Origin of the sequence: Micromonospora sp. URMC 103, assembly GCF_051386435.1 — a bacterium.
Classification (GTDB): domain Bacteria; phylum Actinomycetota; class Actinomycetes; order Mycobacteriales; family Micromonosporaceae; genus Micromonospora.
The window spans coordinates 1,108,271-1,134,942 of the sequence record NZ_JBPQTR010000004.1 but is presented as its reverse complement, the minus strand read 5'-3'; the positions used below and the strand labels follow the sequence as shown (position 1 = coordinate 1,134,942).

26 protein-coding genes and 1 pseudogene are annotated in these 26,672 nt (G+C 72.0%); 10 read left to right on the top strand and 17 right to left on the bottom strand.

Annotated elements, in window-relative coordinates; translation table 11 throughout:
- Positions 1-6 precede the first annotated feature (6 nt).
- Positions 7-588 (top strand): PadR family transcriptional regulator, encoded by a 582-nt coding sequence (locus tag ACSNOA_RS08965; RefSeq protein WP_436657485.1) that lies wholly within the window; start codon positions 7-9, stop codon positions 586-588.
- Between the two features lie 72 nt (positions 589-660).
- Here the strand turns inward: ACSNOA_RS08965 and ispG are convergent, their stop codons facing one another.
- The 6 genes from ispG to ACSNOA_RS08935 all read right to left on the bottom strand — a co-directional run bounded on the left by ispG (position 661) and on the right by ACSNOA_RS08935 (position 6,271).
- A complete protein-coding gene (ispG, locus tag ACSNOA_RS08960) occupies positions 661-1,833 on the bottom strand; it encodes a flavodoxin-dependent (E)-4-hydroxy-3-methylbut-2-enyl-diphosphate synthase (protein ID WP_436657484.1) in 1,173 nt (390 codons plus the stop codon).
- A 9-nt stretch (positions 1,834-1,842) separates the two neighbouring features.
- The gene (locus ACSNOA_RS08955; RefSeq protein WP_436657483.1) at positions 1,843-3,093 is read right to left on the bottom strand and encodes a M50 family metallopeptidase; all 1,251 of its coding nucleotides are present in this window, start codon (positions 3,091-3,093) and stop codon (positions 1,843-1,845) included.
- On the bottom strand, positions 3,093-4,304 hold the full coding sequence (gene dxr, locus ACSNOA_RS08950; protein ID WP_436657482.1) for a 1-deoxy-D-xylulose-5-phosphate reductoisomerase: 1,212 nt from the start codon (positions 4,302-4,304) through the stop codon (positions 3,093-3,095). The genes ACSNOA_RS08955 and dxr overlap by 1 nt, the downstream gene beginning before the upstream one ends.
- A gap of 43 nt (positions 4,305-4,347) precedes the next feature.
- Positions 4,348-4,992: a Uma2 family endonuclease gene (locus ACSNOA_RS08945; RefSeq protein WP_436657481.1), complete on the bottom strand. Its 645-nt coding sequence runs from the start codon at positions 4,990-4,992 to the stop codon at positions 4,348-4,350.
- A gap of 126 nt (positions 4,993-5,118) precedes the next feature.
- Positions 5,119-5,625 carry a YcxB family protein gene (locus ACSNOA_RS08940; protein ID WP_436657480.1) on the bottom strand — a complete coding sequence of 169 codons (507 nt, stop codon included), beginning with the start codon at positions 5,623-5,625 and terminating at the stop codon, positions 5,119-5,121.
- 100 nt (positions 5,626-5,725) lie between these two features.
- Entirely contained in the window at positions 5,726-6,271 is a 546-nt protein-coding gene (locus ACSNOA_RS08935; protein ID WP_436657479.1) for a GNAT family N-acetyltransferase, read from the bottom strand.
- 139 nt (positions 6,272-6,410) lie between these two features.
- On the opposite strand from ACSNOA_RS08935, the gene ACSNOA_RS08930 reads away from it, so the two are divergent.
- A complete protein-coding gene (locus ACSNOA_RS08930; RefSeq protein ID WP_436657478.1) occupies positions 6,411-8,006 on the top strand; it encodes a phytoene desaturase family protein in 1,596 nt (531 codons plus the stop codon).
- On the opposite strand, the gene ACSNOA_RS08925 is transcribed toward ACSNOA_RS08930, so the two are convergent.
- From ACSNOA_RS08925 to ACSNOA_RS08915, 3 genes are all read right to left on the bottom strand, one after another.
- Positions 8,003-8,623, bottom strand: coding sequence for a TMEM175 family protein (locus tag ACSNOA_RS08925; protein WP_436658350.1), 621 nt, complete (start codon positions 8,621-8,623; stop codon positions 8,003-8,005). The two genes, ACSNOA_RS08930 and ACSNOA_RS08925, sit on opposite strands and share 4 nt — an antisense overlap.
- Before the next feature lie 173 nt (positions 8,624-8,796).
- Positions 8,797-10,380, bottom strand: a complete 1,584-nt coding sequence (locus tag ACSNOA_RS08920) for a Rieske 2Fe-2S domain-containing protein (RefSeq protein ID WP_436657477.1) — start codon at positions 10,378-10,380, stop codon at positions 8,797-8,799.
- Positions 10,381-10,557: 177 nt separating this feature from the next.
- Positions 10,558-11,424 carry a tetratricopeptide repeat protein gene (locus ACSNOA_RS08915; RefSeq protein WP_436657476.1) on the bottom strand — a complete coding sequence of 289 codons (867 nt, stop codon included), beginning with the start codon at positions 11,422-11,424 and terminating at the stop codon, positions 10,558-10,560.
- Positions 11,425-11,516: 92 nt separating this feature from the next.
- Between ACSNOA_RS08915 and ACSNOA_RS08910 the strand changes: the two genes are divergently transcribed.
- Entirely contained in the window at positions 11,517-11,741 is a 225-nt protein-coding gene (locus ACSNOA_RS08910) for a DUF2631 domain-containing protein (protein WP_436657475.1), read from the top strand.
- Between the two features lie 126 nt (positions 11,742-11,867).
- On the opposite strand, the gene ACSNOA_RS08905 is transcribed toward ACSNOA_RS08910, so the two are convergent.
- The 8 genes from ACSNOA_RS08905 to ACSNOA_RS08870 all read right to left on the bottom strand — a co-directional run bounded on the left by ACSNOA_RS08905 (position 11,868) and on the right by ACSNOA_RS08870 (position 20,902).
- Complete coding sequence (locus ACSNOA_RS08905) at positions 11,868-13,070, bottom strand: DivIVA domain-containing protein (RefSeq protein WP_436657474.1); 1,203 nt, start codon at positions 13,068-13,070, stop codon at positions 11,868-11,870.
- Between the two features lie 31 nt (positions 13,071-13,101).
- Positions 13,102-14,253 (bottom strand): 23S rRNA (adenine(2503)-C(2))-methyltransferase RlmN, encoded by a 1,152-nt coding sequence (gene rlmN, locus ACSNOA_RS08900; protein WP_436657473.1) that lies wholly within the window; start codon positions 14,251-14,253, stop codon positions 13,102-13,104.
- A 100-nt stretch (positions 14,254-14,353) separates the two neighbouring features.
- Complete coding sequence (locus ACSNOA_RS08895; protein WP_436657472.1) at positions 14,354-15,838, bottom strand: phosphatidate cytidylyltransferase; 1,485 nt, start codon at positions 15,836-15,838, stop codon at positions 14,354-14,356.
- 291 nt (positions 15,839-16,129) lie between these two features.
- Positions 16,130-16,687 carry a ribosome recycling factor gene (gene frr / locus ACSNOA_RS08890; RefSeq protein WP_436657470.1) on the bottom strand — a complete coding sequence of 186 codons (558 nt, stop codon included), beginning with the start codon at positions 16,685-16,687 and terminating at the stop codon, positions 16,130-16,132.
- A gap of 76 nt (positions 16,688-16,763) precedes the next feature.
- The gene (pyrH, locus tag ACSNOA_RS08885) at positions 16,764-17,531 is read right to left on the bottom strand and encodes a UMP kinase (RefSeq protein WP_436657469.1); all 768 of its coding nucleotides are present in this window, start codon (positions 17,529-17,531) and stop codon (positions 16,764-16,766) included.
- A gap of 158 nt (positions 17,532-17,689) precedes the next feature.
- Entirely contained in the window at positions 17,690-18,517 is an 828-nt protein-coding gene (gene tsf / locus ACSNOA_RS08880) for a translation elongation factor Ts (protein WP_436657468.1), read from the bottom strand.
- 135 nt (positions 18,518-18,652) lie between these two features.
- Positions 18,653-19,483 carry a 30S ribosomal protein S2 gene (gene rpsB / locus ACSNOA_RS08875; protein WP_436657467.1) on the bottom strand — a complete coding sequence of 277 codons (831 nt, stop codon included), beginning with the start codon at positions 19,481-19,483 and terminating at the stop codon, positions 18,653-18,655.
- Between the two features lie 246 nt (positions 19,484-19,729).
- A complete protein-coding gene (locus ACSNOA_RS08870) occupies positions 19,730-20,902 on the bottom strand; it encodes a hypothetical protein (protein ID WP_436657466.1) in 1,173 nt (390 codons plus the stop codon).
- 165 nt (positions 20,903-21,067) lie between these two features.
- Between ACSNOA_RS08870 and ACSNOA_RS08865 the strand changes: the two genes are divergently transcribed.
- From ACSNOA_RS08865 to ACSNOA_RS08835, 7 genes and pseudogenes are all read left to right on the top strand, one after another.
- Positions 21,068-21,427: a YraN family protein gene (locus ACSNOA_RS08865; protein ID WP_436657465.1), complete on the top strand. Its 360-nt coding sequence runs from the start codon at positions 21,068-21,070 to the stop codon at positions 21,425-21,427.
- A gap of 30 nt (positions 21,428-21,457) precedes the next feature.
- A pseudogene (locus ACSNOA_RS08860) lies at positions 21,458-22,492 on the top strand (YifB family Mg chelatase-like AAA ATPase); the annotation flags it as partial.
- A gap of 248 nt (positions 22,493-22,740) precedes the next feature.
- Positions 22,741-23,652 carry an AAA family ATPase gene (locus ACSNOA_RS08855; protein WP_436657464.1) on the top strand — a complete coding sequence of 304 codons (912 nt, stop codon included), beginning with the start codon at positions 22,741-22,743 and terminating at the stop codon, positions 23,650-23,652.
- A complete protein-coding gene (locus ACSNOA_RS08850; protein WP_436657463.1) occupies positions 23,639-24,121 on the top strand; it encodes a hypothetical protein in 483 nt (160 codons plus the stop codon). Before ACSNOA_RS08855 ends, ACSNOA_RS08850 begins: the two co-directional genes overlap by 14 nt.
- Positions 24,118-24,618, top strand: a complete 501-nt coding sequence (locus tag ACSNOA_RS08845) for a hypothetical protein (RefSeq protein ID WP_436657462.1) — start codon at positions 24,118-24,120, stop codon at positions 24,616-24,618. Before ACSNOA_RS08850 ends, ACSNOA_RS08845 begins: the two co-directional genes overlap by 4 nt.
- A 14-nt stretch (positions 24,619-24,632) precedes the next feature.
- Complete coding sequence (locus ACSNOA_RS08840; protein ID WP_436657461.1) at positions 24,633-25,493, top strand: CBASS oligonucleotide cyclase; 861 nt, start codon at positions 24,633-24,635, stop codon at positions 25,491-25,493.
- Complete coding sequence (locus ACSNOA_RS08835; RefSeq protein WP_436657460.1) at positions 25,490-26,437, top strand: S-4TM family putative pore-forming effector; 948 nt, start codon at positions 25,490-25,492, stop codon at positions 26,435-26,437. Before ACSNOA_RS08840 ends, ACSNOA_RS08835 begins: the two co-directional genes overlap by 4 nt.
- The last annotated feature ends 235 nt before the right edge of the window (positions 26,438-26,672 follow it).

Below are 26,672 nucleotides of genomic sequence, written 5' to 3'. Positions count from 1 at the left end.
AGCCCGATGGGTTTCCACAGGCGTATGCACGCCATGCACGAGATGCGGATGCGGGGCTTCGGCTTCCCGCCCGTACCCCCCGGTCCGCCGTTCCCGCCCGGCCACGGCCCCGGGCACGGCCGCGGCGGGCGCGGCCGGGGACGCGGCCGCCGGCCCAACGTGCGCGGCGCCGTGCTGGCCCTGCTCACCGAGCGGCCGATGCACGGCTACGAGATGATCCAGGAGATCGACTCCCGCACCGGCGGGGCCTGGCGGCCCAGCCCCGGCTCGATCTACCCGACCCTGCAACTGCTCGAGGACGAGGGTGTCATCACCGCCGCCGCCGACTCCGACGGCGGGCGCAAGCGGTTCACCCTGACCGAGCAGGGGCGGGAGGAGGCGGCCGCCGCGGCGCAGACCCCGCCGTGGGCGGAGTTCGCCGAGACGACCGTGAACAGTTGGCACGACATCCGCGACGCCGGCGCGCAGGCCATGCACGCGCTGCGCCAGGTGATGACGACGGGCACCGACGACCAGCGCGAACGCGCCGCCCAGGTGCTCGACGAGACCCGGCGCAAGCTGTACGCGATCCTCGCCGAGACCGAGTGATGCGCTGCCGTACGCGGAAAGGGTGGTCATCCCCGCGGGGATGGCCACCCTTTCCGTTGTCGGTCGGGCCGCTCAGTGGACCGTGACGGTGGGCCCGGTGACGAGGCCGCGCAGCTCCTCGGGGAGCTCGGCGCCCATCTCCTCGGCCAGCCGCAGCGCCTCCTCGATCAGCGTCTCGACGATCTGCCCCTCGGGGACGGTCTTGATGACCTGCCCCTTCACGAAGATCTGGCCCTTGCCGTTGCCGGAGGCGACACCCAGGTCGGCCTCCCGGGCCTCGCCCGGCCCGTTGACGACGCAGCCCATGACGGCGACCCGCAGCGGCACGGGCAGCCCCTCCAGGCCGGCCGTGACCTCCTCGGCGAGCTTGTAGACGTCGACCTGGGCACGACCGCAGGACGGGCAGGAGACGATCTCCAGACCGCGCTCGCGAAGCCCCAGCGACTCCAGGATCGCCGTGCCGACCTTGATCTCCTCGACGGGCGGCGCGGAGAGCGAGACGCGGATGGTGTCGCCGATCCCCTCGGCGAGCAGCGCGCCGAACGCCACGGCCGACTTGATGGTGCCCTGGAAGGCCGGGCCGGCCTCGGTGACACCCAGGTGCAGCGGGTAGTCGCACTGCTCGGCGAGCTGCCGGTACGCCCGGATCATCACGACGGGGTCGTTGTGCTTCACCGAGATCTTGATGTCGCGGAAGCCGTGCTCCTCGAACAGCGAGCACTCCCAGAGCGCCGACTCGACCAGCGCCTCGGCGGTGGCCTTGCCGTACTTGCTGAGCAGCCGCTTGTCGAGCGAGCCGGCGTTGACGCCGATCCGGATCGGCACCCCCGCGTCGCTCGCGGCCCGCGCGATCTCCTTGACCTTGTCGTCGAACTGCCGGATGTTGCCCGGGTTGACGCGTACGGCCGCGCAGCCGGCGTCGATCGCCGCGAAGACGTACTTCGGCTGGAAGTGGATGTCGGCGATCACCGGGATCTTCGACTTCTTGGCGATGGCGGGAAGCGCCTCGACGTCGTCCTGGGACGGCACCGCCACCCGGACGATCTGGCAGCCGCTCGCGGTGAGCTCGGCGATCTGCTGCAGGGTGGCGTTGACGTCGGCGGTGAGGGTGGTGGTCATCGACTGCACCGACACCGGCGCGCCGCCACCGACCGGGACGGAGCCGACCATGATCTGGCGACTGGCCCGGCGCGGGGCGAGCGGCGGAGGCGGTACGGGCGGCATGCCCAGGCTGACAGCGGTCACTTCAGACACTCACCTTGAGAAGAGCGTGATCGGGTTGACGACGTCCGCGGCGATGGTCAGCAGCGTGAACGCGCCACCGATCAGGATCACCGCGTACGTGAACGGCATGAGCTTGAAGTAGTCGACACGGCCCGGGTCCGGGCGGCGCAGCCGCGCGTAGACCCAGGACCGGGCGCGTTCGAACCAGGCGATGGCGATGTGCCCACCGTCGACCGGCAGCAGCGGCAGCAGGTTGAACACGCCGATGAAGAAGTTCAGCGAGACGAAGAGAAGGAAGAAGCCGTACCAGGCGTCGTTGGCCACGAACTCGCCGCCGAGCCGGCTGGCGCCGACCACGCTGATCGGGGTGTCCACGTCCCGCTCGCCGCCCGTGAGGGCCGTCCAGAGCGCGGGCACCTTCGACGGGATCCGCAGCAGCGCGTGGTAGGTGCCCACCGCCATCTCGCCCGTGAAGTCGGCGGTCCCGCCGAACGCCCCGATCGGCCCGTACGTCACACGGGTGGGGGTGCTCGGGATGAGCCCGACGCCGAGCGCGGCCACCGGGGTGACGGCGCCCTCCGGATCGTCCAGCGGCGGCCGTTCGGTCTTCGCGAGCACCGTACGCGTCTGCGCCGGCTGCCCGTCGCGGACGTAGCCGATGGTCGCGGTGCTGCCCGGCGGGAGGTTGCGCAGCCCGGTGAGCAGCTCGCCGTAGTTGTTGATCGGCTGGCCGTTGAGCGACGTGATCCGGTCGCCGTTGCGCAGGTTGGCCTGCGCGGCCGGGCTGGCCGGGTCGCCCGGCTGGCACGCGCGGTTGGTGTTGTCCGGCACCACGCAGTCGCTCAGCGCCACGACCGCCGGCTCCTGGCGCACCTCGGCGTCGGTGCTCGGGAAGTTCGGGTTGGGCAGGCCGGCGGAGACGGCGAGGATCCAGAGGGTGACCAGGGCGAGGGCGAAGTGGGTGATCGAGCCCGCGGACATCACGATCGTCCGCTTCCAGACCGGGTAGCGCCACATGGCCCGCGGCTCGTCGGCCGGGTCGACGTCGTCGTCCTGCGGTGTCATCCCGACGATCTTGCAGAAGCCGCCGAGCGGAATGCCCTTGATGCCGTACTCGGTCTCGCCGCGGCGGAACGACCAGAGGGTGGGCCCGAAGCCGACGAAGTAGCGGGTGACCTTCATCCCGAACGCCTTGGCGGTGAGCATGTGCCCCGCCTCGTGCAGGCTCACCGAGACGAGGATGGCCAGCGCGAAGAGCGCCACCCCCAGCAGGTATGCCATCAAGCTCCTTCCACCGCCGCCGCGATGATCTCCTGCGCGTGTCCCCGCGCCCACGACTCGGCCGCGAGCACGTCCTCGACGGTACCTGGTTCGCCGAAGTCGGGAGCGTCCTCCAGGACCCTCGCGACGGTGTCCACGATGCCGAGGAACGGCAACCGGCCGGCCACGAACGCGGCCACGCACTCCTCGTTCGCCGCGTTGTAGACCGCCGGACGGCAGCGCCCGGCCTCGCCGGCCGCCTTGGCCAGCGCGACGGCCGGGAAGGCCGCGTCGTCCAGCGGCGCGAACTCCCAGGTGTGGCTGCTCGTCCAGTCGACCGCGGCGGCGGCGGCCGGCACCCGGTCCGGCCAGCCGATGCCGAGGGCGATCGGCAGCCGCATGTCCGGCGGGCTGGCCTGGGCGAGCGTGGAGCCGTCCACGAACTCCACCATCGAGTGGATCACCGACTGGGGATGGACCATGACGGTGATGTCGGCGTACGGGACGTCGAACAGCTCGTGCGCCTCGATCACCTCGAGCGCCTTGTTGACCATGGTGGCGGAGTTGATCGTGACGACCGGTCCCATGTTCCAGGTCGGGTGGGCGAGCGCCTGCTCGGGTGTGACCTCGGTCAACTCGTCGCGCCGCCGGCCCCGGAACGGCCCGCCGCTGGCGGTGACGATCAACCGGCGCACCTCGCCGCGGGTGCCGCCGCGCAGGCACTGGGCGAGGGCCGAGTGCTCCGAGTCGACCGGCACGATCTGCCCGGCCCGCGTCACCGCGGCCTTCACGAGAGGGCCGCCGGCCACGAGCGACTCCTTGTTGGCGAGCGCGAGCGTACGACCGGCGCGCAGCGCCGCGAGGGTCGGCGCGAGCCCGAGCGAGCCGACCACCCCGTTGAGAACGACGTCACAGGGCCACTGGGCCAGCTCGGTCATCGCGTCCGGCCCCGCCACGATCTTGGGGAGCTTGAAGTCGCCGCTGGCCCAGCCGCGCCGGCTCGCCTCCGCGTAGAAGGCGAGCTGGAGGTCCTGGGCGGCGGACGCCTTGGCCACGCCGACCACGTCCACCCCCAGTTCGAGGGCCTGGGCCGCGAGCAGCTCGACGTTGCCACCGCCGGCGCCGAGCGCCACCACCCGGAACCGGTCGGGGTTGCGGCGGACGATGTCGATCGCCTGTGTGCCGATCGAGCCGGTGGAACCCAGCAGGACGAGATCTCGCGGGGAAGTCACCCGGCCATTCTTCCCCAGACGGGCTGTGCGTCCGCTGGGAGCCTCAATCTTCGCCGTCGACCCGCTGCTCCGGGGCCTCCTCGTCGAGCAGGTCGGCCGGGTCGACGGAGAACTCGAAGGGAGTACGCATCCGGAACGTGCTGCCGGCCGCGGCGGCGGCCAGCGGCCGGTACTCCCCCTCGGTCAGCTCGAAGAGCGCGAGGGAGGGCACCCTGTCGCGCAGGTCGACGCGGAGGAAGAAGGGCACGCCGGCGGCCGCGTACTCGCGCGGGCGGTCGATCACGTCCTTGCGCCGGTTGCCCGGCGACACGATCTCCCCTACCAGCACGACCTCCGCGATCGGCACCGCGCTCCGCCCGCCGCCAGACTGGCGAAGCACGACCAGGTCGGGGATGAACAGATCCTTACCCGAGACGACGTTGATCTCGGGATACGCCCAGTACCCCGCCCGCCGCGCTGCCCGGTGCACCAGATAGGGCAACTCGCGTTCCACCGATTGGTGATCGATTCCGGCGTGTGGTGTCACGATGACGCTCCCGCTCAGGACCTCGACCTTGGGCCCGTTCGTCTCCGGCAACAGGTCGAGGGCGAGCTGAGCGGTCCACGGCTCGTCGTGCCAGCCCAGCACGTCGAACGACGGCTCGGCGGGCTGCGGCGCCGGCTCGGGCGCGAAAGCGGCCTGGGCCATCCGGACTCACCCCCTCAGCGGGACATCCTTCGCCAGACCAGCCTAGTCGCGCCGCCCCGCCCGAGCCGGGTCGCACACGCTGTCCGACCCGACCCGACCCGACCCGACCCGGCCCCGGCGTCCGGGTCAGCCGGCGATCGCGGCGCGCGTGCTCTGGTCGTCACCGGGGAGCAGACCGCGACCCCGGAGGAAGGCGAGCAGCGTGTCACGGTCGGACGGGGTCAGACCGCCGATCGGGAGCGGGATGACGTGCTGACGATTGATCTTGAGCAGGAGCTGGCCGGGAATCGGCTCGACCGACTCCAGCGCCGCCCAGCGGATGAGGCTGTCCATCAGCGGCGAGGCCATCCCCACACCCTCGTCGGAGATCCGCCAGGCGATCCGCTGCCCGTACGTCTTCCAGTTCGCCTCGACCGCGCTACGCACCACCGGTGGCGACAGGATCAGGAAGAAAACCGCCGCCGCCAACCAGACCACCGCCATGACCCGATCGCCGAGCGCGATGGCCATCGCCATCGGAAGCAGCAGAATGAGGCCACAGATCGTGAACAGGCGCAGGCTCCGGCGGAGCGCACGGCGCAACGCGGCGGTCAGCAGGGGCCGGTCCGGCTGCGTCTCGAAATCGATCATCACGGTCGGACACGATAGGTCCCTCGACCGACCGTCCGCCGCCCCGCCTCCCGCGGCGTGGCCAGCGCCCCGGGGACGCCGTGGCCAGCGCCCGGGGAGCGCCTCAGGCCGGCGCGACCAGGACGAACGTCTCCAGCTCCTCGCCGCCGTACCACTCGGTGCGCCGTCCCACGTGGGTCATGCCGAGGCGGCGGCACACGGCCATTGACGGCTCGTTGCCCGGCGAGACCACCGCGTAGACCCGCGGGGTGCCGGTTGCGAACTCCCGCGCGAGCACCGCCCGGGCGGCCTCCGTGGCATGGCCGTGCCCCCAGGAGTCCGGGTGCAGGTGCCAGCCGATCTCGATGTCGTCGGTGGGCGTCTCGCCGTCCGCCCCGGGCAGCGGCTTGAGGATCAGCGTGCCGGCCACCAGCCCGGTGTCGCGCACCTCCATCGCCCAGGTGCCGTACCGGTCGCCGTGGTCGGCGTGCCGGTCCCGCCAGATCCGCAGCCGGTCGGCGGCCTGCGCCGGGTCGGTGAGCGGCAGCCCGGACGCGGCCAGCCAGCGCGTGATCTCGGTGCGGGAGTAGATGTCGTAGAGGCGGGCCAGGTCCGTCGGGGTGTCGGTCCAGTCGCGCAGGACGAGGCGCTCGGTGCTCAGGACGGTCATGGCCGCCGATCCTAGTTTCCCCCTCTGCATGATCATGAAGTTGTTGCCGCGGGAAGCGCTCCCAACGGGCGATAACTTCATGATCACCGGGACGGTGTGGGGCGCGGGGAGAGGGCTGGGCGGGCTAGGCTGCGGCGGCATGAGCAGTGAACTTCCGGCCCGCACCGACGTGGTCGTCGTGGGTGCCGGGCACAACGGCCTGGTCTCCGCCGTCCTGCTGGCCCGCGCCGGGCTCGACGTGCTGGTGCTGGAGGCCGCCGACGTGATCGGCGGCGCCACCCGCACCGAGAACCCGTTCCCCAGGGTTCCCGGCCTGCGCCACTCCACGGGCTCGTACCTGCTCGGGCTCATGCCGCCGGAACTGCTCGCCGCGCTCGACGTACGGATTCCGGTGCTGCGCCGCGACCCGCACTACTTCCTGCCCACCCCCGGCGGTCTCGGCTCGCCGTACCTGCTCTTCGGCAGCGACAGCGCGGCGTCCCGGGCGCAGCTCGGCGCGTTCTTCTCCCCGGCCGACGCGGCCGCCGACGACGCGCTCCAGGCCGAACTGGCCGCGCTGCGGGAGGACCTGGCGCCGGCCTGGCTCGCCGAGCCGCTGCCGGTCGAGGAGACCGCCGAGCGGTACGTCCGGCCGGCGCTGCGGCAGGTCTTCGTCGACCTGGTGCGCGGGTCGGTCGCCGACTATTTGGCCCGCTTCGACTTCCGGTCCGAACTGCTGGTCAGCATGTACGCCGTCACCGACGGCCTGTCCGGGTTGAACGCCGGCCCGGACGACCCCGGCACCGGCCACAACTTCCTGGTGCACAACATGTGCCGGCTCCCCGGCTCCGGCGGGACGTGGATGATCGCCGAAGGTGGCATGGGCACGGTCTCCCGTACGTTCACCGAGGCCGCCCGGGCCGCCGGAGCGCGCGTCCTGACCGGCGCGGAGGTCCAGGCCATCACCCTCGACGGTGGTGCGGCGAGCGGCGTGGTGCTCGCCGACGGCCGGGAGGTGGCCGCCCGGGTCGTGCTCGGCGCCTGTGACCCGTACCGGCTCATGGGCCTGCTGCCCGACGGCGCGCTCCCGGCGCCGCTCGGGGAGCGGATGGCGGCGGTCCGCCGCCCGGGCACCACCCTGAAGCTCAACCTAGCGCTCACCGGGCTGCCGCGCTTCTCGTGCCTGCCGGCGGACGCGCCGAGCCCGTTCGGCTCGACCATCCACCTGCTGCCCGGGTCGGCCTCGCTGGTCGGCGGGGGCGGCGAGTCGCCGATGGCGGCGCTGCGTGCCATGTGGGCGGACGTGCAGGTGGGTCGCCTGCCGGAGGAGCCGACGATCGAGTGGTACCTGCACACGACCGTCGACCCGTCGCTCTCCGACGGCGCGGGGCACCACTCGTCGGCGCTGTTCGTGCAGTCGGTCCCCTACGAGCTGGCCGGCACCACCTGGGACGCCGCGCTGCCCGGCTACGTGGAGCGTCTCCTCGCGATCTGCGAGCGGTACGCACCGGGCGCCGGCGACCTCGTGGCGGACGCCGTGCCGCTGCCCCCGCCGGGCATCGAGGCGCACTTCGGCATCACGGGCGGCCACATCCACCACGTGGACAACACCGTCTCGTTCACCGACCGGATGCCCTACGCCACTGGCGTCGACGGCGTGTACGCGGGCAGCGCCGGCTGCCACCCGGCCGGCAGCGTCATCGGTGCGGCCGGTCACAACGCGGCCCGCCGCATCCTGGCCGACCTGGGTCGCTAGCGGGCGTACGAGGGGAGGTCGCCCGGGCCGCGGACGAGGTAGAGGCCGACGAGCAGCAGGTAGAGGCCGAGGCTGAGGATCGGGTCGACGAAGACGAAGGCGAACGCGACCACGTAGAGCAGCGGCCCGAGCAGGAACCGGCGGGCCACGGCGCGGGCCAGCCGGGGATCGAGGTCCGGGTGCAGCAGCGCGCGGCGGCGCGCCCACCACCAGCTCAGGTTGAAGAAGAGCGCCTCGCCGAGCACCGCCCCGACGTAGAGCCCCGCGGTCAGCCGCTGGTCGAGGACGCTGCCGCGCAGGTGGTCCGCGAGCAGGTCCGCGGCGAAGGGGATGGCCGCCACGAACAGCAGCAGCGCCAGGTTGAACACGAGCAGCATTTGGTCCACGCGGACCACGTACCGCCACATGTTGTGGTGGGTGAGCCAGACCTGGCCGACGATCGCGAACGTGATGACGTACGCGAGGTAGGCCGGCCACTCGTGCAGGAGTGCGTCCACCAGGCCCATCTGGTCGGTGCGCACCGGGCCGATCTGGAGCAGGTCGACAGCCATCAGGGTGAGCACGATGGCGATGACGGCGTCGCTGAACGCCTCCACCCGGGACGCGTCCCGGGCCATCTCGCGATCCCGCCCGTACCGGTACCGCGACTCGTCGTCGCTCTCCGTCACGCCCCGCTCCCGCCGACCATGGAGTTGTGGTGCCCGCTACGGGGTGAGAGGTCGCTTTCGTGACCCACCACAACTCCATGATCGGCCCCGACGGGGGCCGCGCGGGGCGGGACGGGGCGGAATCAGCTCGCGGTCTCGGGCGTCGGGGCCGGCGTGGGCACCTCGTCGGCGCGGTGGGCACGGATCTTGTGGCCCACGCTCGTCAGGCAGCGGCCGCTCGCCAGGTCGAACCGCCACCCGTGCAGCTGGCAGGTGAGCTGGTCGCCGTCGACGATGCCGAACCGGCTCAGATCCGCCTTCAGGTGCGGGCAGCGCCGCTGCACGACCCAGTCGCCGATCGTGATGTCCTCCGCGTCGACCGCCCGCTCGTGCTCGTCGTACCAGCCCTCGGCGTACTGGAGCCGCTCCTCGGAGAGGCACTTGAAGAAGGCGTAGACGAACTCGTTGTACTGGCCGATCCGGGCCGCCGAGAAGCGGCAGGAGAGGAAGAGCGAGTTGACCCAGTCCACCTCGCCGCTGTGCAGGAGCTGCTCGATCAGCGCCCGCTCGGTGCGGAACCGGTAACGGACCTTCTCATCCGCGTACGGCCGCACCTCCTTGCCCGGAAAGTCCACCACGATCGACTCGACGCTCTCACCGTCGTAGCCCACGAGATCGAAGCGGACCGGCCCGCCGACCCCCTTCGCCAGGTAGATCGACTCGTCGAGCAGCGGCTCGATGCGGCGCTTCATCTCGCCGAGTACGTCCACCTCGGGGTGCCGCCAGGACGCCTTCTCCGCCTCGATGATCGGGCGCTTGCGCTCCCGCATCTCCTCCAGGTGGACGACCTTGTTCGCGAAGAACTCCTCGACCGGCACCGGGTGGGTGGTGGTCGCGCCCTCCGTGGTGACCTCGGCGACGCTACCCGGCAGCAACACGATGCCGTTCGTGCCGCCCACCTTCGCGTACTCGGCGAGGAACACCGACTGGTCGGGGAAGATGTTGCCCTCGTCGCCGAAGATGTCGTTGAACTGCCACAGCTCGTCGTCGAGGAAACACGGCGGGCCGGCGATCGGGAAGACGTGCGACGCCTTCAGGTCGTCGATGTAGCGCCAGGTGCGGTCGAACTGCCGGTCCCGCTTCTGCTTGCCGAACGCGGTCTTCGCCGCCTGCGGCAGCTCGTAGACCATCGGATACCAGATCGCGCCGGAGAACTGGAGCAGGTGGGCGTGCACGTGCCCGAGCTTCGCGAAGGCGCTCAGGTCGGTGGGGCGGGCGTCGTTCTGGTTGAGCAGCCGGACTCCGTCGTGCTCCACCCAGAGCGACGAGTCACCGATCGGGCCGTCCGTCGGGCTGGTCAGCGCCTGGATCATGATCTTCAGGCCGCCGTCCAGCTCGACCACCTGCTCGTTGGGCGCCTTGAGGAACTTCGTGAAGCCCAGCTCCCGGAACTCGTCCTCCATCTCCGAGGTCGGGAACTCGGGCAGCAGCACCGTCGCGTCCTTCGACACGTACCGCCTCAGGTGCTCGGCGTCGAAGTGGTCCCGGTGCAGGTGGGAGACGTAGAGGTAGTCGACCTGGCCGAGGGACTCCCAGTCGAGCTGGGAGTTGTCGGGAAACGGGAACCAGGATGCGAAATAGGCCGGATTGACCCACGGGTCGCACAGGATGCTGCCCGCGGCCGTGTCGATCCGCATGCTGGCGTGCCCGGTACCGGTCACTCGCACCGCAGTTTCCCCCTCAAACAGACAATCAAGGTGTACGACAAACGCTACCGGAGCGACTCCGGACCCCGGTCCGCGACGCCGGTAGTGCCGTTCGGCCCTGGTCGACCGGTATTCCGGCCCGGGGCGCCCGGTCGTCCGCCGCCGTCGCGGCGGCGGCACGCCCCCGCGCCCGTCCCGTCAGTGCGCCGCGGGCGCCGCCCAGCGGCGACGTGCCGGCGCCTCGGCCCGCCACCGCTCCAGCAGCACCGGCACCTCCTCCGGGGGTGCGGCCAGGCTCACGCGCTGCTCACCGGCGACCGCGTGCCGCGGGTCCTGGCTGACCTCGCCCTCGCTGCAACAGGCGCAGATCATCTGGTGGCTGCTCCACGGTTCGGCGCCGTACTCCCGCTCCTCGAAGACGGCCACCAGCGCGCCGACGTCCTCGACGGTCTCCGCCTCGATCGCGACGGTGCTGGTGGGCAGCTCGGACGCCTGCCACAGCAGCAGCTCGTCGAAGACCGAGTACGAGTGCCCGTCGACCACCCGCTCCCCGTTCGGCGCGCCGTCGTGCACCACGATCTCCCCGAACCGGCGTCCCGACTCCGGCGTCGGCACGTTGAGCACCCGCGCCCGGGCCGGGCAGAGCCGGCGAGCCCAGACGACCTCCGCGCGCCCTCCCGGGTTCAACCGGACAGGGGTGACGCCCAGGTCCTCGACGATCTCTCCCTCGCCGTTCGGCAGGGCGATGCCGAAGCCCCGCCAGGCGTCGCGGGCCGTGGCCCAGTCCTTCATGATCGTCGCGGCGATGCCGAGGTTCCAGAACGCCGGATCCTGCGTGCCGCGCTTCGCCCGCGCGGCCGCCTCACGCCCGAGTTCGTACGCCTTGGCCCAGTTCCGCAGGAACTTGTACGCCAGCGCCGCGTCGTACCACCAGACCGCCGCCCGCCGATGGTCCGGATTCCGCCGGACCAGCCGTTCCAACGTCTCCCCGGCGACCGGCCAGTCCTCCGCGTCCCACGCCTCGTACGCCCGCTTGAGCAGGTCGCGATCCTCGCTGCCGGGCACGTGCCGTCTCCCATCCGGTCGGACCCTGCGCCGGGCCCGGCACGGGGCGTGCCAGACTAACCGGAGATCCGATCGCGAGGGAAGGACCGACAGTGGCAGGAAGCGAGCCGGTAACCGCGCCCGATCAGCACAAGCCCGGGCACCGCAAGTCGGGCCGGATCGGCGCGGTGGTGACGGCGGTGGTGTTGGCGGTCATGGCGTTCTGGGGCAACCACGAGGGCAAGGTCGAGGACATCTGGCTGCTCGGCCTGGCCGCGTTGCTGCTGGTCATCGTCATCGGCGACTCCGTGCTGCGGCGCAACGGCCTGCGGTCCTGAGCCGGGCGCCGGCTCGGGTCGGCGCGGTGTCGCGGCGCGCCGGCGCCGCCCGCACCGCACAGCAGACGCGCGAGGGCCCGCCCTTCCGATCGGGAAGGGCGGGCCCTCGTCGTACGCGGCGCGACCTCAGCGGCCGAAGAGGATGTCCTGCACGTCCTTGAGCGCGGCGTCGACCTCGGCCTCGAAGTAGCCGCCCGGCACCAGACCGAACCGCAGGGTGTCCAGGTCCTTCGGGTTGACGGGCATGGGGTTGCGCCCGGCCATCCCGCCGAGCAGGGTCTCGAAGAACCGGTCGACCTGGTCCGGGTCGTAGCCGCTGCCGAAGCGGCGCACCTGGAACCTGCGGCGGATCTGGTCGACACGGTAGAGGTCGCTGCCGGGCGGGCCGGCCATCGGGGGACCGCCCATCGGCGGGCCACCCACCGGCGGCCCGGGCACCGCGGGCGGGCCCGCCATCGGCGCGCCGCCGTAGCCCTGGTCGACCGGCGCGCCGCCGTAGCCCTGGTCCACCGGTCCTGCGCCGTAGCCCTGGTCCACCGGGGCGCCGCCGTAGCCCTGGTCGGCGGGCCCGGGGCCGTAGCCCGGGTCCATGGGCGCGCCGCCGAACGGCGGCGGCGGCAGGGGCGGCGGGCCGGCGGGACCGCGGCGCATGTCCCGCGGGTCCCGGTCGGGCATCCGGATCTCGGCCGTCATGTCGGTGCGACCGTGCCGGCCCGCCTCGAAGCCGTCGAAGCGCTGCTCGTCGGGGCCGTAGCCGCCGGGGCCCGGTGGCAGCCCGCGCGGCGGGCCGGCGGGCCCACCCATCGGGGCGCCGGGGCCCATCGGCATGCCGGGACCGGGACCGCCCGGGGCGCGGGGTGCGTCGTAGCCGCCCCGCGGCGGCCCGTCGTAGCCGCCCGCGAAGGCGCCGGTGGGCTCGTCGTAGCGGCCGTAGCGGTCGGCCGGCGGGCCGGCCTGCGCGGGCATGGGTCGAGGCGGCAGCGGCTGTGGGACCGGCGACAGGCCGCGCTCGTCGCGCATCGGCGGACCCATCCGGTCCGGCGGGCCCATCCGGTCACCCATCCGGGGATCGCCGCCCCGGCCGCCGCGCTCCTCCAACTCGGCCAGCTGGCGCTCGACCCGGTCGAGGTGCAGGTCGACCTGCCACTCGTCGTAGCCGTTGAACCGGACCCGGAAGACGACGTCATGGACCTCCTGGGAGGCCACGGGCGCGCCGACCGGCTGGCCGGCGAGCGTCGCCTCCACCCGGTCGAGGAAGGCGTCCACCTCGTCGACCTTGTATCCCCGGCGAAGCGCCTTACGCCGGAAACGCTGACCCTGACTCGCCACTATGTCTCCTGGTCTCGTTCGCCACGCCCGGTCACGCCGATGCCGCTGTGGCGCGGTCGATGTCCCTGTCCTCGGCGGCGGCGAGCTGCCCACACGCGCCGTCGATCTCGCGCCCCCGGGTGTCCCTCACCGTGGTGGACACACCGGCCTCGCGCAAGCGCCGGACGAACTCCCGCTCCACCGGCTTCGGGCTCGCGTCCCAGCGGCTGCCCGGCGTCGGGTTGAGCGGGATGAGGTTCACGTGGGCCAACTTGCCGGCCAGCAGCCGACCGAGCAGATCCGCTCGCCACGGCTGGTCGTTCACGTTCTTGATCATTGCGTACTCGATCGACACACGGCGCCCCGTCCGGGCCGCGTAATCCCACGCTGCGTCCAGCACCTCGGCTACCTTCCAGCGCTGGTTCACCGGCACCAGTTCGTCGCGCAGATCATCATCGGGGGCGTGCAACGACAACGCAAGGGTCACTGAGAGGTCTTCGCTGGCCAGTCGGCGGATGGCCGGAACCAGGCCGACCGTGGAAACGGTGATGTGCCGCTGGGACAGGCCGAGCCCCTCCGGAGCCGGCGCGACCAGCCGACGGATAGCCGCGACGACCCGGGCATAGTTGGCCAGCGGCTCGCCCATGCCCATGAAGACCACGTGGGACAGGCGGGACGGTGACCCGGCGACCGCGCCGGACGCGGCCACCCCCGCCAGGTAGACCGCCTGGTCGACGATCTCGGCGGTGGAGAGGTTACGGGTCAGGCCGGCCTGACCTGTCGCGCAGAACGGGCAGGCCATGCCGCAGCCCGCCTGGCTGGAGATGCAGACGGTGACCCGGTCCGGGTAGCCCATGAGCACGCTCTCCACCAGCGAGCCGTCGTGCAGCCGCCAGAGCGCCTTGCGGGTCGCGCCGTCGTCGCAGGCCAGCTCCCGGACCGGGGTGAGCAGCGACGGCAGCAGCCGGTCGGCGAGCCGGGCACGGGTGGCGGCCGGCAGGTCGGTCATGAGCTGCGGGTCGCGGACCAGCCGGCCGAAGTAGTGGGTGGAGATCTGCTTCGCGCGGAACGCCGGCTCGCCGAGCTCGGCGACCAACGCCTGGCGGCCGGCCAGGTCGAGGTCGGCGAGGTGCTGCGGAGGCATGGCGGCCCGGCGCGCGGCGGGAGCACCGGAGTTGGCGGGGATCAGGGGCAGGCTCGTCATGGCGCGTCCAGTCTGTCACGCCGAACGGTCAACGCACCTGTCCGGAGGTGCCGAACCGACCCCGGCCCTCCGGACGGGGTGGCGGCGCCGCCGACGCCTCTCACCCGGTCACCGGCACGATGACCGCCAGCAGCAGGTACGCGGTCGGCACCGCGAACAGGATCGAGTCGAGCCGGTCCATGAGACCGCCGTGCCCGGGCAACAGGTTGCTCATGTCCTTCACCCCGAGGTCACGCTTGATCATCGACTCGGCGAGGTCGCCGAGGACCGCGGCGCAGGACACGGCGAGCCCGAACAACGCGCCCCACCACGGGGCCACGTCGAACACCTGCCAGATCATCAGGGCACTGCCGAGCGCCGCCGCGGCGAGCGAGCCGCCGAAGCCCTCCCAGGACTTCTTCGGGCTCACCGACGGGGCCATCGGATGCCTGCCGAACGCGACCCCGGCCGCGTACCCGCCGGTGTCGGAGAGCACCACCGCGACGAGGGTGGCCAGGATCCGCCACGGACCGTCGCCCGGCGCCGCCGCCAGCAGCGCGGCGAAGCCGCCCAGGAACGGCACGTACACCGCGATGAGCGTGGCGGCCGTCAGGTCCCGCTGGTAGCCGCCCGGCCCGTCGCCCAGCCGCCAGATCATCGTGCCGAGCACGGTGACCAGCAGGCCGAGGCTGAGCGCGTCCGGGCCCGCGAACCAGGCCAGGCCCACGGTGAGGGCGCCGCCGGCGACCAGCGGCACCAGCGGCGGATGGGCGCCGCTGCGCCGGACCGCCCGGCCCAGCTCCCAGACACCGATGCCGACCGCGGCGACGACCACCGCGAGGAACGCCGGCGTGTAGACGAAGAGCGTGAGCAGGATGAGGGCGCCGAGGGCCAGCCCGACGCCGATGGCGGCCGGCAGGTTGCGACCGGCGCGGCTCGGCTGCGTGGGTGGCCGGTCGGCGCTGGCCCGCCGCTTGCCGCGCGGCCGCCGCCCCGGGGGGCGCTCCGGCTCCGGCTCCGCGGCGGCGTCGGGGGCGGCCCCGACCCGGACGGCCTCCAGCTGCGCCGTCGGGTACCCGGCGTCGTCGTAGGAGCCGCGGCCGGGTGGGGCGCCGTACGCGCCGGGCTCGTCAGGGTGACGGTCGTCGTACCGCTCCGGGTACGGCTCGGGGCCGCGACGGTCGCCTCCGTGGTGGCCCGGGCCGTCACCGTCGCCGTAGCGCTCGCGGTACGGGTCGGGCCGCTCCCCGCCGTACGGGTCGTCGCGGTAGGGACCCGGGTCGCGGTACGGGTCGGCGCGGTGCTCCCGGTACGCCTCCCGCTCGTCCCGGCGGCGCGGCGCGCCCCGGTCCGGATAGGGGCCCGTCGGGTAGCGGCCGCCCTCGTCGTACGGGTCCGGTGGGTGCGGTCCACCGCGGTCGGCGTACGGGTCGGCGTGCGGGCGGGGCCGGGTGCGCGGCTCGGCGTACAGGTCGGGGCCGGTGCCCGGTTGTCGCGTCCACGGCCCCGGCTCGATCTCGGTCTCCGGCCACGGCAGGGCCGCCGGCCGCTCCGGCCGGTCCCAGCCCCGCGGCTCCGCGCCGCCGTAGGGGTCGAGGTGGGACATCACGCACCGTGACGCGGCACGAGTACCACCACATGACGCAGAACCACAAGCAACCCCTGTACGCGCGACTGTTCCTGCCGACTGACCGGACCGACGGCCGGTCGATCCCCGACGTTCACCGCCCGGTGCCCGGGAATCCTGCCGAGCCTACTGCACCCGCCGCCCGCGCACGGCGGACGAGGCGGCCGCCGGGACCCGTCACCACCCCGGATCCGTGGCCGTACGTACGGCGCGAGGCCCGCCCCGGTCGGGGACGGGCCTCGCGTCACGTTGGCGGCCGGTGGCCGGCGCTCAGACCTCGAGCAGCTCGGTCTCCTTGTGCTTCACCAGCTCGTCGACGGTTCCCACGAAACGCTGGGTGAGGTCGTCCAGCTCCTTCTCGGCGCGGCGGACCTCGTCCTCGCCGGCCTCGCCGTCCTTGACGATGCGGTCCAGCTCCTCCTTGCCCCGGCGGCGGATGTTGCGGATCGCCACCTTGGCCTCCTCACCCTTGTGCCGAGCCACCTTGATCATGTCGCGGCGGCGCTCCTCGGTCATCTGGGGGAGCACGATGCGGATCTGGTTGCCCTCGTTGTTCGGGTTCACGCCGAGGTCCGAGTCGCGGATCGCCTTCTCCATGGCGTTGATCTGCGAGTTGTCGTACGGCTTGATGATGGCCATCCGCGGCTCGGGGATCGCCACGGACGCCATCTGGGTCAGCGGGGTGGGCGTGCCGTAGTAGTCGATGATGACCTTGGAGAACATGGCCGGGTTGGCACGGCCGGTCCGGATCGCGCCGAACTCCTCCTTGGCGTGCTCGATGGCACGCTCCATCTTCTCCTCGGCCTCGAGGAGGGTGTCGTCGATCACCGGTCTCCTCGCCTCCTTCTGTGCTCGTCGTGGGCTCTGCTGTGTGTCCGAGGACCGCTGCCGCCGGGGCGACCGCTCAGGCGGTGATCAGGGTGCCGATCTTCTCGCCACCCACGGCGCGGACGATGGTGTCCTCCCCCTGCGCGCCGAATACCAGCATCGGCAGGCCGTTCTCCATGCAGAGGCTGAACGCCGCCGCGTCCGCGACCCGCAGGTTGCGGCGCAGCACCTCCGAGAAGGTGATCGAGTCGAACTTGCTGGCGGTGGGGTCGATGCGGGGGTCGGCGCTGTAGACGCCGTCGACACCGTTCTTGCTCATCAGCACCACGTCGGCGTGGATCTCCAGCGCGCGCTGGGCGGCGACCGTGTCCGTGGAGAAGTACGGCATGCCGGCGCCGGCGCCGAAGATGACGACCCGGCCCTTCTCCAGGTGCCGGATGGCGCGCAGCGGGATGTACGGCTCGGCGACCTGGGCCATCGTGATGGCGCTCTGCACCCGCGTCTCGATCCCCTCCTTCTCCAGGAAGTCCTGGAGAGCGAGGCAGTTCATGACGGTGCCCAGCATGCCCATGTAGTCGGCGCGGGCCCGGTCCATGCCACGCTTCTGCAGCTCGGCGCCCCGGAAGAAGTTGCCGCCGCCGACCACGACCGACACCTGGACGCCGCGGCGGACCACGGTGGCGATCTGCCGGGCGATGGCCTGGACGACGTCCGGGTCGACACCGATCGCGCCGCCGCCGAAGACCTCGCCGGAGAGCTTCAGCACCACCCGGCGAGCCCGGCCGGGCGGAGGGGCGGTGGGGTCGTCCATCGCCAGCGTCCGGTCACTCACAACCTGCGTCATCCGCCCCGCCCTTTCCCACGCCGACGCCCCGCGCGCCGCGTACCGCCAACCTGCCGCTGCCGACCCTATGGGACGAGGAGGCCGCGGTGCGTATCACGTACACCGGCGACCTCCTCGTCGACGTTCCTGCCGCGGGCGCCGGGGCGCCCGGTGGCGGCTCAGGCCTGGCCGACCTCGAACCGCACGAAGCGGGTGACCTCGATGCCGGCCTCGGCCAGCACCTGCTTCACCGACTTCTTGTTGTCGGTGACCGACGACTGCTCCAGGAGGACGAAGTCCTTGAAGAAGGCGTTCACCCGGCCCTCGACGATCTTCGGCAGGGCCGCCTCGGGCTTGTTCTCCTCGCGGGCGGTCTGCTCGGCGATGCGCCGCTCGGACTCGACGACGTCGGCCGGCACCTCGTCGCGGGTGAGGTACTGCGGCCGCATCGCGGCGATCTGCATGGCCACGCCGCGCGCGTCGGCGTCGCCCGCCTCGTCGGTCTTGCCGGCGTACTGCACGAGCACGCCGACCGCCGGGGGCAGGTCCTGCGCCTTGCGGTGCAGGTAGACGGCGGTGGTGCCGTCGAGCTTGGCGAACCGGTTGAGGACCAGCTTCTCGCCGATCTTGGCGGACTGCTCCTGGATGAGGTCGGCCACGCTCTTGCCGTCCAGCTCGCTGGCGAGCAGCTCCTCGGCGTTGTTGACGCCGAGGCGCGCGCCGTGCTCGACGAGCTGCTGGGCCAGCGCGATGAACGACTCGGTCTTCGCCACGAAGTCGGTCTCGCAGTTGAGCTCGAGCAGCGCCTGGCCGGAGTGCGCGATCAGCCCGTTGGCGGCCGTCCGGCCAGCCCGCTTGCCGACGTCCTTGGCGCCCTTGACGCGCAGGATCTCGACGGCCTTGTCGAAGTCGCCCTCGGCCTCGGTCAGCGCCTTCTTGCTGTCCATCATGCCGGCGCCGGTGAGGTCGCGGAGCTTCTTGACGTCCGCGGCGGTGAATTGGGACATGGCTCTCTCTTCGGTGTTGAGACGGCGTGTGGATGGTCGGAGGTGCCGGTTACCCGGTTCCGGGCCGGATGTGCCCGCCGGGCCGTCCCTGTCCGCCGTCGGCGCGAAACGGACGGCGGAGCAGCGACGGGACGGTCACTCGGCGGCAGCGGCCGCCGGCTGCTCCTGCTCGTCGGCCTTCTTCGGCTCCTCGAGCAGCTCGCGCTCCCACTCGGCCAGCGGCTCGTCGGAGGCGACGCCCGCCTCCGGCTTCTCCTCGCCACCGCGACGGCGGCCGGAGCGCGCGATGAGACCGTCCGCCACCGCGGCGGCGACGACCTTGGTCAGCAGCTCGGCGGAGCGGATCGCGTCGTCGTTGCCCGGGATCGGGAAGTCGACCTCGTCGGGGTCGCAGTTGGTGTCGAGCACCGCGATGACCGGGATGCCCAGCTTGCGGGCCTCGTCGACGGCGATGTGCTCCTTCTTGGTGTCGACCACCCAGATCGCGGCCGGGAGCTTCTGCATGTCCCGCAGACCACCGAGGGTGCGGGTCAGCTTCTCCTTCTCACGGGAGAGCTGCAGGGTCTCCTTCTTGGTGTAGCCGGCGGCGGTGCCGCTCAGGTCACCGAGAGCCTCCAGCTCCTTCATCCGCTGCAGCCGCTTGTACACGGTCTGGAAGTTCGTCAGCATGCCGCCGAGCCAGCGGTGGTTCACGAACGGCTGGCCGACCCGGGTCGCCTGCTCGGAGATCGCCTCCTGGGCCTGCTTCTTCGTGCCGACGAAGAGGATGCTGCCGCCCTCGGCCACCGTGGTGCGCACGAAGTCGTACGCCTTCTCGATGTAGTCGAGGGTCTGGCGCAGGTCGATGATGTAGATACCGTTGCGCTCGGTGAAGATGAAGCGCTTCATCTTCGGGTTCCAGCGCCGGGTCTGGTGCCCGAAGTGGACACCGCTCTCCAGCAGCTGGCGCATGGTCACGACGGCCATGGTGGGTACTCCCTACGATCCCTGGTTGTCCCGCCCGGCCGGCGGCCGGGCGTCCTGGTGCCCGGTCGCCGGCCATGGTGGGCCCGAACAGGATCGGGACCAGGGAGGCCGTCGCCCCACGACCAACCGTGGAGAGGGCACGCGAGGTCGACCGCACGAGGCGGTCGCCAGTCGACCAGTGTACGCCCCTCCTCCGCTCCGCAGCCCTCGGGTGCGCGGCGGCTCGTCGGACGCCAGCGCGGCCGCTCAGCCGGCAGCCAGCGCGGCGGCGAGGAAGAGCGCCAGCGCGACCGTCAGGTAGGCCGTCGGGGGGCGCAGCCACCCGCGGCTCCCGTCGGCCAGCGACAATCCACCGGTACGCAGCCCGTACAGCCCGATCGCGAAGATCGGCAGACCGGTCACCAGGAAGGTCCCGGCCACCACGTTCGCGGCCGAGACCGGGTCCCCGGTCAGCCCGCTGGCCAGCAGCCGCAGCGCCGGAACCTCGAAGACCAGCGCCAGCACCGCGAACAGGACCGCCAGGACCGGCCGGCGGGTGCGGTAGACCCCGTCCCCGCCGGCACGTGCCGGATCCGGCACGGCGCCCGGAAGGTACGGCGTCGCCGGCACGTCGGCCCGCGGACCGACCGGCGGCATCGGCCCGGTCGGCACCTCCAGCGGGTGCGGAGGCTCGGCCGCCGTGTTCGGCTCGACGCCCGCCGCGCGCGGGGGTTCGACGACCGGGTAACCAGCCAGCGGGGCCGGCCGGGTCGGCTCGGCCGGCTCTGCCGGACCGGCGGGCTTCCGCGCGGCCACGGTCTCCGTAGCGGCCGGCGCCGGCGACTCCCACGCCGCCCGCGACACGGCCCGCTCCCCCGACCCCGCCGGACTCACCGGCTCCCGCGCGCCCACGACCTCCGGCGCGACCGGCACCGGCGACTCCCACGCCGCCCGCTCTCCCGACCCCGCCGGACTCACCGGCTCCCGCGCGCCCACGACCTCCGGCGCGACCGGCACTGGCGACTCCCACGCCGCCGGCGGCACGGGCCGGTCCCCCGTCTGGTCGACGGAGACGTCCGCGACGGCCCGTTCGGCGCGCCGCGGCCGGTAACCGGTGGGTTCGGGTCGCTCGTCCGGCGCTGCGCCCGTCGCGCCGAACCGTCCCGCCGTGTCGTCGGCGACCGGTCCGGCCACGCCGAACCGTCCCGTGGTCTCGTCCGCGACCGGTTCCGGCGTACCGAACGGTGCCGGGTCGCGGTAGCCGGCGGCGTCGGCATACCGCGCGTCCTCCGCCGGCCCGCGCTGCTCCGGGGTCCGGAACTCCTCGCCCCGGTGGCGTGCCTCCTCCGGGCCGACCCACTCCGGCTCGTAGCCGCGTCCGCGTTCGCCGGCGTACCAGCGCAGTTCCTGATCGTCCGGGAAGCTTCGTCGTCCGTCCACGTCCGGCACCGTATGCGACCGCTTCCGCCCACGTCATCCCGCCCCGGCACCGTGCCCTAGCACGGATCGAGCATGATCGTCCGGTTGTCCACAGACGGTCCGTCGTCCACAGCCGGGCACCCACGGGGTGGCCCCGGACGACCCGGCCACGGCACCGTGCCGGGCATGACGAACCGGAACCAGGCGGTCGGCGCGTACGGCGAGCGGTGTGCCGTCCGGCACCTCATCGAGGCGGGACTGCGGCCGGTCGCCCGCAACTGGCGCTGCTCCACCGGGGAGATCGACGTGATCGCCTGGGACGGCCCCGTGCTCGCCTTCTGCGAGGTGAAGACCCGGCGGGGCGCCGGGTTCGGCAGCCCGGCCGAGGCGGTCGTACCGGCCAAGGCGCGGCGGCTGCGCGTCCTCGCCGCCCGCTGGCTGGCCGAGACCGGCACCACGGCCGACGAGATCCGCTTCGACGTGCTCTCGGTCCGGCTGCCCGACGCCGGGCCGGCCCGGATCGAGCACCTGAAGGGCGCGTTCTGACATGCGCCCCGTACGCACCGGAGGTGCCCGGTGAGCTACGCGAAGGTGCTCTGCGTCGGGCTGGTCGGCGTGACCGGGCACCTGGTGGAGGTGGAGGCCGACCTGGCCGCCGGGTTGCCGGCGGTGGTGATCTCCGGCCTGCCGGACACGGCGCTGCACGAGGCCCGGGACCGGGTCCGCGCCGCGGTGGTCAACTCGGGGCAGCGCTGGCCGAACCGCCGGATCACCCTGAACCTGCTGCCGGCCACACTGCCGAAGTTCGGCTCGGCGTTCGACCTGGCCATCGCGGTGGCGCTGCTCGGCGGCTCGGGCGAGCTCCCGCTGCTGGCACTCGAGCGGGTGGTGGTCCTCGGTGAGTTGGGGCTCGACGGCACGGTCCGGCCGGTACGCGGGGTCCTGCCGATGGTCGCCGCCGCGGCCCGCGCCGGGATCGAGAGGGTGATCGTCCCCGCGGGCAACGCCGCCGAGGCGGCCGTGATCCCCGGAGTGCGGGTGCGCGCCGTCGACACGCTGCACCGGCTCGTCAGCTTCGTCCGTGACGGGGCCCCGCTGATCGATCCGCCCGCGGCCGAGCCGCCGCCGCCCTCCGGCGGGCCCGACCTGGCCGACGTGGCCGGTCAGGACCTCGGCCGGCGCGCCCTGGAGGTCGCCGCGGCCGGTGGGCACCACCTGGCTCTGCTCGGGCCGCCCGGCGCCGGCAAGACCATGCTCGCCGAACGTCTCCCGTCGATCCTGCCCGAGCTGGACGACGACACGGCGCTGGAGGTGACGGCGCTGCACTCCATCGCCGGGCTGCTGCCCACCGGCGGCCGGCTGCTGCGCCGCCCGCCGTTCCAGGCGCCGCACCACACGGCCACCGTGCCGTCGCTGGTCGGTGGGGGCTCCGGACTGGCACGGCCGGGCGCCGTGTCGCTGGCCCACCGCGGGGTGCTCTTCCTCGACGAGGCGCCCGAGTTCAGCAAGGGCGCGCTCGAGGCGCTGCGGCAGCCACTGGAGCACGGCCGGGTGCAGCTGGCCCGCAGCCGGGGCGCCACGGAGTACCCGGCGCGCACCCAACTGGTACTCCATTGTGCACTTCTGGTCATTGACCACTAGCGGCACCGATCCGCTCGCGACCCAGGGGATCCGTAAGAGGGCGAAGCCATGGCGGGGGGTTATGTGAACGACAGGTGCCGCAGTCCGCGCCTGTGTCGCAGTTCGCGTTCCTATCGCTGAGGGGGTCGCGGGAGTTAGGTCGTCTGCCCTTGACGGAGCCGATCCGCGGCTCGACGCCGGTCGGGGGGCCGGTGACCGATGAGGGGGGATCCCGCAAGGTGAAGGTCGAAGAGTGCGTCGTGGTGGACGAGATTGTCCGCGAGGGCGAGAGCAACGAGGTGATCTGGGACGCGATCGTCGTCCCCGAGACGGTGAAGGAGCAGCTCAGGAACCAGGCGCTGCTGGCTTTGACGGTACGCCCGGTCGTGCCGTTCGTGACCACCGCGCTGCACGGCATGGTCACGCTGTACGGGCCGCCCGGCACCGGCAAGACGACCCTGGCCCGCGGGCTGCCGCAGCAGCTCGCCATGTACGTGCGTGACCGGGCGGTGCGGCTGATCGAGGTCAACCCGCACGGGCTGATGAGCGCCGAGCACGGCCAGTCCCAGCAGCGGGTCGACGAGCTCCTCGGCGACTACCTGCCGTCACTCGCCGCCGACGGCATGCCCACGGTCGTGGTGCTCGACGAGGTCGAGTCGATGGCGGTGGCTCGGTCGGCGGCGTCGCTCGCCGCGAACCCGGCCGACGTGCACCGAGCGACCGACGCCGTCCTGACCGCGTTGGACCGCAACGCCCAGCGGCACCCGCACCTGTTCGTCGTCGCCACCAGCAACTTCACCGACGCCTTGGACGAGGCGTTCCTGTCCCGCTCCGACGCCGCGATTCTCGTCCCGCCGCCGAACCAGCTGGCGCTGCTCGCCATCCTGCGCTCCACGCTCGTCCGACTCGGTGAGCAGTATCCGACGTTGCGCGAGCTCGCCGATGACGCCCGGCTCAGCACTGTCGCGGCCCGCGCCATCGGACTCGATGGCCGCCGCGCCCGCAAGACCGTCTTCCAGGCCCTCGCCCGCCGGCTCGACACCGTCCTAGCCCCGGGAAGCCTCACCCTCGACGATCTGGCGGAGACCATCGACCTCGTCGTGGCCGAGGACCGCGCCGAGCGCAAGGGGGGCCGTAATGCTGCGGCGTAGGACCATCGCGGCGTCGCCCGTGCGCAGCGCGACAGGCACCTGGCAGGTAATCACCGACCTCGTGGCCGACACGGTGGCCACTTCCGCTGCCTGCACCCGGGCGGAAGCCGAGGCCGCCATGCGGACGGCGGGGCCGGTCGGGCGCATGCTCATCGCCGGCGGGCACCTTGACAGGTACCCCATCGTCCTGATCGCGGGAGCGGTGCACTGCGAGATCACCACGATCTCGGGGACAAAGGCGCTGCGGACCGAGGAGAATCTCAACGTCATCCCCGGCGCCGCGGCCGCCACGTCCTTCACGGTCTACCTGCCGGCCCCCGACCCGCTCCAGCAGGTCGTCGCCGACGCCGTCTCCGGTCACGCTCGCCTGTCCGACGAGACGCCGCCCACGCCTGACAACAAGGCCACCGCGTCCGGCGGCGCTCTGGTGGACGTCGAGGCTCTGCGGAAGGCGGTGGCGGGGCGATGACTGCCACCTTCACCTACAGCTACACACGGGTGCACACGGCCACGCATCTCACCGAGGTCATCCTCGGTTCGATCGGGGACATCCTCGCCGATCTTGGCATCAGCAGCGGACCGCTGCAGCGCGAGTGGGCGATCTACGAGAACGCCATCAAGGCGTGGATCGGCGAGGGTTCTCTCGAGCAGGTCGTGCTGGAGTGCCACCCGCCGACGGGACCAGCGAAGCCCGTGATCGAGTTCCCCGTCACCTACACCACGTCCGGCACGGGGAATGCCGAGTTCACCGCGTCACGGGCACGCCTGGCCCGGTTCCGCGCCAAGCTCGACCGGGTACCGGCAGGAACCACCTTCAAGGTCGTGTGCACTTTCAACGGCCCTCACAGCTCGCAGGATGGCTGGAGTTCGACGACCCGCGCCTCCACCAGTGGCTTGCAGAGCCTGAGCTTCGGCACCGTCGGCTCCGCTCCGCACGCTTCCGCCAGCCTGCGATACCACCACTAGTCAGAAACGGGACCATGAGCTACATCGACGACGCCTTCGCAAAGCTGAAGAGCAACCTGGAGATCACCACCACCGAGCAGAAGCTCGCGGCTGCCCGGCACGCCGCCGTGCGGGACTTCGTCCGGGAGAAGTGGAACCTCGACGACGACTTCCTCACCGGCAGCTATCGGCGGGACACCAAGACGAAGAAGCTCAAGGACGTGGACATCTTCCTCGTCATCAACCCGGACGGCCCGCAGGGCGGCTACCGGTCACGGCCGCCGCTCGACGTGCTCAACGCCCTCCTCGTGGTGCTGTGCGACCGGTGGCCCGACGCGCATCGGGATGGCATGGCCATCGTCATCCCCTACGGCGACGACGTCATGTCGATCGAGGCTGTGCCCGCCTTCAAGCGCGCCAACGGCGGCTACTTCATCCCTGAGCCTGCGGCGGGCACCTGGATCGCGACCAACCCGAAGCGGCACCACGAGCTGAGCATCGCCAAGAACGCGGACTGCGGCGGCAAGTACGTCCCCCTGGTCAAGATGATCAAGGGCATCAACCGCGAACTCGGCGAGCCGGTCTCGCCGTCGTTCTTGCTTGAGGTCATGGCTCAGACCATCGTCAAGGCCCCGGTCGGCCGCTACCAGGACGAGATCGTGCTTTTCCTAGCCACCGCCGCCGACCGGATCGACGAGGCCTGGCCCGACCCCGCCGGACTCGGCGGGGACGTCAACACCGTCATGACCGCGGCCGACAAGCGTGCCGCCGCCACCGCCCTCCGGCAGGCGCAGCACATCGCCGAGCGAGCCGTCGACCTCGAGGACGAGGGCCAGGACCACGCCGCATACACGGAGTGGAAGAAGCTGTTCGGCGGCCGGATGACGCGCCCGTGACCATCGAGAACATCGCCACTGGACCCAGCGGTATCCCGGTCCGACCGATCCACGAACGGCAGCTTGACGACGACATGCTGCTGCTGCAGCGCGCCGCTTCGGCAAGCCATCGACGTGGCCAGGTGATCGAGGCTGCACGTAACACCTCGGCGATCGCGCTCGCCTTCGGTGGGCTCGTCGTGACCTTCCTTGAACAGGGCCGCAGTTGGTTTGCGATTTGCGGGTTTACCTGGTTCCTGATCTCGACCTTCATCCTGAAGGGCTGGGCTTCATCGACCGCGCGGCAGGGCGCACTTCTTCAAGAAAAGTTCGATACCGCCCTGTTTCACCTGCCGTGGCGGCGCGCTGTCGCCGGTGACCCGGTTGCCGATCACGATGTGTTCCGGCTCGCCCGCGGCCTCAAGCAAGGCGGGACGCGCGACCAGAGGATCACCAGCGGCTGGTACGACCCGACCAACGGAGTGCACCATCCCTACGACGTCCTCATCGCCCAGGAACAGAACCTTGCCTGGGATGCCCGCCTGCGCCGCACCTACAGCAACTGGGTCCTAGCCGCCGCGATCCTTTGGGCAGTCATCGGGTTGCTCGCCGGGCTGCTTATCGACGCCACCGTCGTTCAAACCCTGCTCAGCTTCTTCATCCCATCCCTGGCCGCCTTTCAACTCGCACACGAGATCTGGGCAGGACAACGCCGGGTGGCTTCCGAACGCGAGCGGCTATCTCGCCTGGTACTGACCGAGCTAAGCAACGCAGAAGCCGGCCCGGTCCAGGACGGCGACCGGCGAAGGCTACGTGAGACCGCCAGGGACATCCAAGACGGCATCTTCCGTACTCGCCTCGATGCCGCCCGAGTTCCCGAATGGTTCTACCGGCGCCACCGTGATACGGACGAGCGTGACTTCGCCAGCACAGCCGAAGGGCATCGACAACGGCTGGCTGGATAACGTGCACGTGCTGATCGTGGCCTTGCACGAGACGTCAGTGCCGCCCAGGACTTGGTCCTGGACGGCACCCACGGTCCGAGCGGAGACCGGGGGGTGGAGGTGACCCCGGTAGGGTGCTCGACCAGGTGCTGCCGGTAGGTGGCTCGAGCTGGAAGTGTCGGCATACGGGCCAACGTGCCCAACCGGGTACGTCGAACGGAACGGTCCATAACGGCGCTCAACGATTGATCCCCGA

Bases quoted from the DNA above. Each gene is read 5' to 3' on its own strand.
- ACSNOA_RS08945 (WP_436657481.1), bottom strand. From the start codon at position 4,992: ATGGCCCAGGCCGCTTTCGCGCCCGAGCCGGCGCCGCAGCCCGCCGAG.
- pyrH (WP_436657469.1), bottom strand. From the start codon at position 17,531: ATGACGCAGGTTGTGAGTGACCGGACGCTGGCGATGGACGACCCCACC.
- ACSNOA_RS08840 (WP_436657461.1), top strand. From the start codon at position 24,633: ATGAGCTACATCGACGACGCCTTCGCAAAGCTGAAGAGCAACCTGGAG.
- ACSNOA_RS08955 (WP_436657483.1), bottom strand. From the start codon at position 3,093: ATGGCATACCTGCTGGGGGTGGCGCTCTTCGCGCTGGCCATCCTCGTC.
- ACSNOA_RS08895 (WP_436657472.1), bottom strand. From the start codon at position 15,838: ATGTCCCACCTCGACCCCTACGGCGGCGCGGAGCCGCGGGGCTGGGAC.
- ACSNOA_RS08965 (WP_436657485.1), top strand. From the start codon at position 7: ATGGGTTTCCACAGGCGTATGCACGCCATGCACGAGATGCGGATGCGG.
- rpsB (WP_436657467.1), bottom strand. From the start codon at position 19,483: ATGGCCGTCGTGACCATGCGCCAGCTGCTGGAGAGCGGTGTCCACTTC.
- ACSNOA_RS08930 (WP_436657478.1), top strand. From the start codon at position 6,411: ATGAGCAGTGAACTTCCGGCCCGCACCGACGTGGTCGTCGTGGGTGCC.
- ACSNOA_RS08850 (WP_436657463.1), top strand. From the start codon at position 23,639: ATGCTGCGGCGTAGGACCATCGCGGCGTCGCCCGTGCGCAGCGCGACA.
- ACSNOA_RS08845 (WP_436657462.1), top strand. From the start codon at position 24,118: ATGACTGCCACCTTCACCTACAGCTACACACGGGTGCACACGGCCACG.
- rlmN (WP_436657473.1), bottom strand. From the start codon at position 14,253: ATGACGAGCCTGCCCCTGATCCCCGCCAACTCCGGTGCTCCCGCCGCG.
- ACSNOA_RS08865 (WP_436657465.1), top strand. From the start codon at position 21,068: ATGACGAACCGGAACCAGGCGGTCGGCGCGTACGGCGAGCGGTGTGCC.
- ACSNOA_RS08935 (WP_436657479.1), bottom strand. From the start codon at position 6,271: ATGACCGTCCTGAGCACCGAGCGCCTCGTCCTGCGCGACTGGACCGAC.
- tsf (WP_436657468.1), bottom strand. From the start codon at position 18,517: ATGTCCCAATTCACCGCCGCGGACGTCAAGAAGCTCCGCGACCTCACC.
- ACSNOA_RS08925 (WP_436658350.1), bottom strand. From the start codon at position 8,623: ATGGCCCGGGACGCGTCCCGGGTGGAGGCGTTCAGCGACGCCGTCATC.